General features: G+C 50.0%; 5 protein-coding genes. All 5 read right to left on the minus strand.

Annotated elements, in window-relative coordinates; genetic code table 11:
* Positions 1-16: 16 nt before the first annotated feature.
* Entirely contained in the window at positions 17-1,459 is a 1,443-nt protein-coding gene (locus tag DBR24_RS01495; RefSeq protein WP_128613670.1) for a glycosyltransferase family 1 protein, read from the minus strand.
* Positions 1,456-2,682, minus strand: coding sequence for a hypothetical protein (locus tag DBR24_RS30870; protein WP_158277011.1), 1,227 nt, complete (start codon positions 2,680-2,682; stop codon positions 1,456-1,458). Before DBR24_RS30870 ends, DBR24_RS01495 begins: the two co-directional genes overlap by 4 nt.
* 104 nt (positions 2,683-2,786) lie before the next feature.
* Positions 2,787-4,151: a phosphomannomutase gene (locus DBR24_RS01505; RefSeq protein ID WP_128613671.1), complete on the minus strand. Its 1,365-nt coding sequence runs from the start codon at positions 4,149-4,151 to the stop codon at positions 2,787-2,789.
* 147 nt (positions 4,152-4,298) lie between these two features.
* Positions 4,299-5,741, minus strand: a complete 1,443-nt coding sequence (locus tag DBR24_RS01510) for a mannose-1-phosphate guanylyltransferase/mannose-6-phosphate isomerase (RefSeq protein WP_128613672.1) — start codon at positions 5,739-5,741, stop codon at positions 4,299-4,301.
* Positions 5,742-6,177: 436 nt separating this feature from the next.
* Positions 6,178-6,978, minus strand: an 801-nt coding sequence (gene rfbA / locus DBR24_RS01515) for a glucose-1-phosphate thymidylyltransferase RfbA (protein WP_128613676.1), incomplete at its 5' end; no start/stop codon positions are given.

Below are 6,978 nucleotides of genomic sequence, written 5' to 3' on the forward strand. Positions count from 1 at the left end.
TATCGTTTATTCTCTTTCAAAAAACTTGAGCATCACTTTGTCCAGTTACACCCTTCAAGAAGGGCGCCACAGGTGGCTCGATAGCTTCGAAAACAGAGATTGCAGCGTCTTTCCAACTGGTGACTACATAATTCTCGCGAATATTTTTTTCTTTTAACAAGAGTTCGTCTGGATGTGACACATACCACTCGATCCGGTCAGCCCAGACTGATACATCCCAAGGGTCCAGATACTCAATAAAGTCTTGGCCTGCCTCAGGAATCGAGGCGGCATTCGATGCCAAACAAAATTTCCCAGCAGCCAGGCTTTCAACCACTGGAAGCCCCCACCCCTCATAAAGCGAAGGAAAAGCTGTCATTTGGCAGTTCTTATATAAATGAACGAGATCAGAATCAGAAACATTATTCAAAACACGAATATAGGGTTTTGTCCTCGGATCCAGCTCCAAGTCTTTAAGAAAATCGTTTACGCCCCACCCGGACATCCCCACAAAAACCAGCTGGGGCAAATCAACGACACCCTTATCTATCAGGCGCGTATAAGCACGATATAAAACCTCGTGATTTTTCCTGCGCTCTATAGTTGAAACGAAAAGAATAAACTTATTCTTCATCAAGGAAAGGACTTCTGGCCCAACTACAGAAGCCACGTCCTGAGATACATGACAGCCGAGTTTTATAACCGACATGACAGGCTCAGGCGCCCCCAACTCTGAAAGCAGCGATTGAAGATCCTTACGCGTGCATTCAGATATACAAATAATTTTATCAGCGCACCAAGCGACATCTGTAAAATAATTTGCAAACTTCGCTGCCACATCACCAACACAAAGGTGAGGTAACCTTACAGGAATAACGTCATAGCAACACAAAACAACCCTCATTCCCATGAGCTTTTTGAGCTTATAGAGATACACTAGGTCTTTATTATCCCAATCCAGACCGACGGAAATATAACAATCTCCTTTCGAGAAAGAATTCTCAGCTACATTAAGATCTGTTTTTACTTTCATGACAACATGAATATTACTCGCCGGCCTCATGAATGACAGCATGGCGGAGCGCAAATACCGAAGAGCCATGACCCCTTCAATAATTGCCGTTCTACGACGCTGGAAAAATTGATACAACAAACCACTGATCTTCGTAGGTAACCGACTGGTAACCTTCAAAGCGACCTCTTTAAGGCGGGCCTCCACGGATTTTTTATGCTGGCCCTGGTTCGAAACTGTCGTTGCTGCTGTCAAATGTGAACCTGAGATTCTTTTCAGCGTTGACGCAACTTGATCAGCAGAAACAGTGACATACCCAGATGCGCCATTAAACGAACAGAATTTCACATCCTCGCCATTGGCGATTTGCGTTAAAGCATAAGCCGCGCACTCAGCTTCAGTCCGGATAATACCAACGGCCGGACGATGCCAGCCTAGTATGGTAGTAACATCAAACCAGGTAGTCATGACTCAAGTGCCTTTTGTGTAATGTTGTTCTGCGCGGCCAAAGGGATCGCACCAAGACTCTCAGTCCACGTCAAAGAATTACGGCTGGCTCTATCTGAACCCTCCGGACCAAATTTCTCTGGACCGCACAGGCGATCTCTGATTGCGCTGTGAAATTCAGTCGAGGTTCGCGCTACTGTTATCTCTGGCAGAGTAAGGTACTTTTCAAAACCTCTGAAAGCGGCCTCGGTACCGATAACGTACTTCCCGGAATAAATGGCTTCAGCCGTTTTTATATTCGAACCGCCTCCATGAGGAATCGGCAGAAGGAACGCATGAGCCAGCGTCTTCACTGCATCGAGATCGTCGTCAGGAAGCATGTAAAGCAACTGCAAGCGCGACAAGTTCAAAGCGCCCCAACGAGTATTGCGAAGTGTTTTTTCCAAGTGTTCACATACACTGCCTACCACGACTAACTTACTGTCGGGAGGGATACATGCCAATGAGTTGCCTAAACACTCATTAAACCCCATAAAATTTGGAGGATGGGCGCTGGCTACATATAAGATCCAAGGACTCTTAGGAAGCCGCTCTTTCCATAATTCCAGGTTTTCCTGCTTTGCAGTCCAAGGTGCAATCCCGTTCGGTGCTAACAGCGGATTCTTTGCCCCCCAACTGGAAAGGATATCAAAGTCCGATTGAGTCACGGCGATTGTGACATCGGCTTCTTTGGCCGCCTTACGCTCCAGATTGTCGATATCCGAGATTACTTCCTCAGCACCTTTTACTTGATAACTGTCCAGAATCTCTTTTTTTAATGGCGATTCTATGTTTTGAGAACCATAGATCAGACACGCATTTGCATACTGCGGCATTTTTTTAATTTTAAGAACCAAAGGCCACAACCAAGGCTGTTCCACATGGATCGCATCAATAACGGGGGGCAGCTTTTTCAGTATCGATGGAAAGCCACCCTTCTCAGAGCTTGCGTATTCGCCGGAGAGCAGGTCATTAATCAAAGGCACCATTTTGCCCTTGTATTTCCTGAAGTCAGATCCTGGCGAAAACTCTACGTCATTCTTGCCCAGCACGGCTGGCGGGTATCCCTCAGGCTCGTAAACCGCCACATGAACAACGCTCCAACCATTGACGCTAAAGGTTTTGGCGATATTTGCGACCCTTACCTGTCCGCCATGTCGCGGAATGGCAATGGGATATGTACTTAGCAATAAAACCGTCTTCAAAATATAAACCTATAGTATCAATATTTCGCAAACCACCATGGTACTGCACCGATGCTTAGCTGAAACTGCCGCAGTGATGCATGCGACATCGAAAACATAACTACTTAAACACCATTAATCAGTGACTCGATCTCTTTCAAGCGGTCCCAGATCATCCCCTCACCCACTCTTGCCTCCACGTTCAACCGCAACAAAGGTTCAGTGTTCGATCCCCGCAAATTGAATCGCCAGTCCGCGAAGGAGACGCTGATGCCATCTGTCCTGTCGATGTGTGGATTTTGAGGCAAATAATGATCCAACACCTTCTGCAACGTAGCGGAAACATCTTCAACACGGTAATTAATCTCGCCTGTGCACGGGTACGCTTCTATTCGCTCGTCCACCAGCTGCGCAAGAGTCTTGCCCGTCGTCGACATCAACGCCGTAATCAAGAGCCACGGGATCATTCCACTGTCGCAATATGCAAAATCACGGAAGTAATGGTGCGCACTCATTTCACCGCCATAAATTGCATCTTCAAGACGCATACGCTCTTTGATGAATGCGTGCCCGGTTTTGCATAACACCGCGACGCCGCCGGCCTCCTCCACTTGATCGATCGTGTTCCACGTCAAGCGCGGGTCATGAATGATCTTGCTACCTGGGTGCTGCTTGAGCAACATCTCGGCTAACAGCCCTACGAGGTAGTACCCCTCGATAAAGCGACCTGTTTCGTCAAAAAAGAAACAACGATCGAAATCACCATCCCATGCCAGCCCCAGATCACAACCGTTTGCCTGTAACGCTTGCTGAGTGAGATCGCGATTTTCTGGGAGCAGCGGATTTGGTACGCCATTAGGGAAGTTTCCGTCAGGCTCTGCATTGATGATGACCCATTCAAAAGGCAACTTGCCGATCAACTCCTGCAGCACTGGGCCAGCAGCGCCATTGCCCGGATCTGCGAGGATCTTCAGTGGTTTAAGACTGGCCACGTTTACGTAGCTGAGTAGATGCTCGATATAGCGGGTCTTATCTAGCTCTAAGCGGACTTCCCCCCTGGAATTAGCCAGCGGCCCAAGATCGCCACTTTCCACTCTGTCACGAATTGCATTGAGCCCCGTATCACCACTGATTGGGCGTGATTCGGACTTCACCAGTTTCATCCCGTTGTAACCCTTGGGATTATGACTCGCGGTAATCATGACTCCGCCATCAGCCTTGAATGCGCTCGTAGCAAAGTAAACCTCTTCGGTACCACACAAACCGATGTCGATCACATTTGCACCCGCTTCACACAAACCTCTTGTCATTGCCTCGGCCAGCATCGGGCTTTCGAGCCTCATGTCTCGCCCCAGCACAATATTTTTGCCCTGTAACTCGGCAACTATGGCCCGGCCTATCCTGTAGGCGACATCGTCATTGAGGTCAGCCGGAACTTGGCCACGAATGTCATAGGCTTTGAAACACTGGGTTTTGATAGGGGTGTGCATACCGCTCTCTTGCTGAGGTATGTGGAGGCGAGGAAGGTGTGACTCCACTTCTCTTGCCAGAATGGAAGTGCGCCGGCGCCAGGCCAGTGCAAGTAAACCTGATCGGTTCAGACGTCACCGACCAGGTTTGTGACTGCGAAGGCGCGGTTACTTGTCTACGCGCCCGTATTTATCTTCGAAACGGACGATATCGTCCTCACCGAGATAATCGCCACTCTGCACTTCAATGAGCACTAGATCTATCACACCGGGGTTCATCAACCGATGCTGGTGGCCGGCGCGAATAAAGGTGGATTCATTGGTGTTCAGCATCAATTCCTGCTGGTCGTTGACGACCACAGCCATCCCGCTGACAACAATCCAGTGCTCGCTTCTGTGGTGGTGCATCTGTAAAGACAGCGAAGCTTTTGGCTTCACCACAATGCGCTTGATCTTGAAGCGCTCACCGTTTTCCAGCGTCGTGTAAGTACCCCAAGGGCGATGCACGGTGCGGTGTAGCAAATGAACTGTGTGACTAGCCGCCTTGAGTTGATTGACGATGTGCTTGACATCCTGAGCGTGATCTTTGTGGGCGATCATCACCGCATCCGGGGTGTCGATCACCAGCAAATCTTCCACACCCACCAGTGCGGTAAGACGACCTTCGCTGTTGACGTAGTTGTTGCGCGAATTGTGAGACAACACCTCGCCTTCAAAGCGGTTGCCGTTCTCATCGGCCTCAGTCAGTTCACTGACAGCGTTCCAGGAGCCAATGTCGCTCCAGCCAATATCGCAAGGAATAGTCGCTACTTTGGAGGAGCGTTCCATCAATGCGTAATCGATGGAAATGTCTGGAACCTCTGCGAACGCGTCGGCGTCGAGTGCCAAGCAACGGTATTTATCAGACGAAGTGAGACGCGAGCTTTCGATAGTCTTGACAACAGCTTCCACTACCACCGGCGCGTGCAGGCGGAGCTCTTCCAGCACGGTGCCAACCCGGAAACAGAACATGCCTGAGTTCCAGAAGTAGTTGCCGGCATCGACGTAACCCTGGGCAGTTTCAAGATTCGGTTTTTCGACAAAGCGAGCGACTTTCAACCCGCCCTTCAGAGGGGCATCTTTCTGCGCTTCAATGTAACCGAAGCCCGTTTCAGGATAAGTGGGCTGAATGCCGAAGGTGACCAGCCATCCTTGAGAAGCCAGTGACATGGCGTCGGCAACGGCCGCAGCAAAGGCTTTTTCGTCTTTTATCAGGTGGTCCGCCGCAAGCACCAACATATGGGCGTCAGGACCATGCATAGCTTCCAGCTGAAGCGCAGCGGCAGCAACAGCAGCGGCTGTGTTGCGCCCAAAAGGCTCCAGAATAAAACCTTGAGAATGCTTGGCTGTATTGACCGCGCCGTACTCATCTTCAGTCTTGAACAGGAGTTCACGGTTGGTCACCGTGAGAATCTCCACAACACCTTCCAGGCGCGAGGCACGCAAAAAGGTCTTCTGAATCAGATTCTGACCACCTGGCAGCTCCATGAACGGCTTTGGATGGGCTTCACGAGAGACGGGCCACAACCGGCTGCCCACTCCGCCAGACAAAATTACGGGAATCAGTTCCATGCTCTCAATCCTTAGCCCCCTATCCAGTGGATAATTCCAGAAACGGGTTCAGTTATATTTCCGGTCATTTATGCGTCCTGACTGACGCAAATACTTGCCCCAAGCCGCAAGAAAAAACAGCCGCTCGGCCTAAATCCAAATCCATACGCAACACCCGGATCCTTGCCGATCAACGATTGGGGCAGGGCTTCTTTTATGAGGCGTACCCAATGAGGCGAAGCTGCCCACCCACAACCGCGAGCCGCAAGAACCGGTAAGATTACTGGTCATTCTACAGCTTGTGCCTGGACATTAATAACTCCCTCCCGGCGGAAGGCACAAAAAACGTTTTTAAAATTGAAAGCATTCGAACAAGATCGATATCAAACCAATATCAAGCCGACTCAGCGCAACCACATTCCAATCTCTAAGAGTAATGGCTACTGCGCCAACAATCTCAGCCCTCGCGCACTGCGGAATCCAGAAGCTTCTCCAGGTACTGCCCATAGCCGGTTTTTTTCAAGCGCTCGGCTTGAGCTCGCAGTTTCGCCATGTCAATCCAGCCATTACTGTAAGCAATCTCCTCAAGGCAGGCGACCTTCAAGCCTTGGCGCTTTTCGATGGTATGCACGAAGTGACTGGCCTCTAGCAGCGAATCATGCGTACCGGTATCAAGCCATGCGAAGCCGCGGCCGAGCATTTCGACCTTAAGGGATTTTTGCTCGAGATAGGCCAGATTGACATCGGTAATTTCGAGCTCGCCGCGCGCGGACGGCTTGATCTTCTTGGCAATTTCGACAACCTGATTATCGTAGAAATAGAGACCTGTCACAGCGTAGCTGGACTTGGGCACTATCGGCTTTTCCTCGATACTCAATGCAGATCCATTAGCGTCAAACTCAACCACACCAAAGCGCTCGGGATCAGAAACGTGATACCCGAAGATCGTGGCACCATGCTCTCGCAGACAGGCGGAACGCAAATTGTCCGAGAAGTGCTGACCGTAGAAAATATTGTCTCCCAGGATCAGACAGCAAGGATCATCACCAATAAACTCCTCACCGATAATGAAAGCCTGAGCCAGCCCGTCCGGGCTCGGCTGCTCGGCATAACACAGCTTGATGCCATATTGGCTACCGTCACCCAACAGCTTTTGGAAGCACGGCAAATCTTCAGGCGTGGAAATAATCAGAATTTCGCGCATCCCCGCCAACATCAGCACAGACAAGGGATAGAAGATCATCGGCTTGTCGTAGAT

The organism is Pseudomonas sp. HMWF006 (assembly GCF_003061205.1).
GTDB classification, from domain to species: Bacteria; Pseudomonadota; Gammaproteobacteria; order Pseudomonadales; family Pseudomonadaceae; genus Aquipseudomonas; species Aquipseudomonas monsensis.

Coding starts and splice junctions, on each gene's coding strand:
- DBR24_RS01495 (WP_128613670.1), bottom strand. CDS start 1,459: ATGACTACCTGGTTTGATGTTACTACCATACTAGGCTGGCATCGTCCG.
- DBR24_RS01505 (WP_128613671.1), bottom strand. CDS start 4,151: ATGCACACCCCTATCAAAACCCAGTGTTTCAAAGCCTATGACATTCGT.
- DBR24_RS01510 (WP_128613672.1), bottom strand. CDS start 5,741: ATGGAACTGATTCCCGTAATTTTGTCTGGCGGAGTGGGCAGCCGGTTG.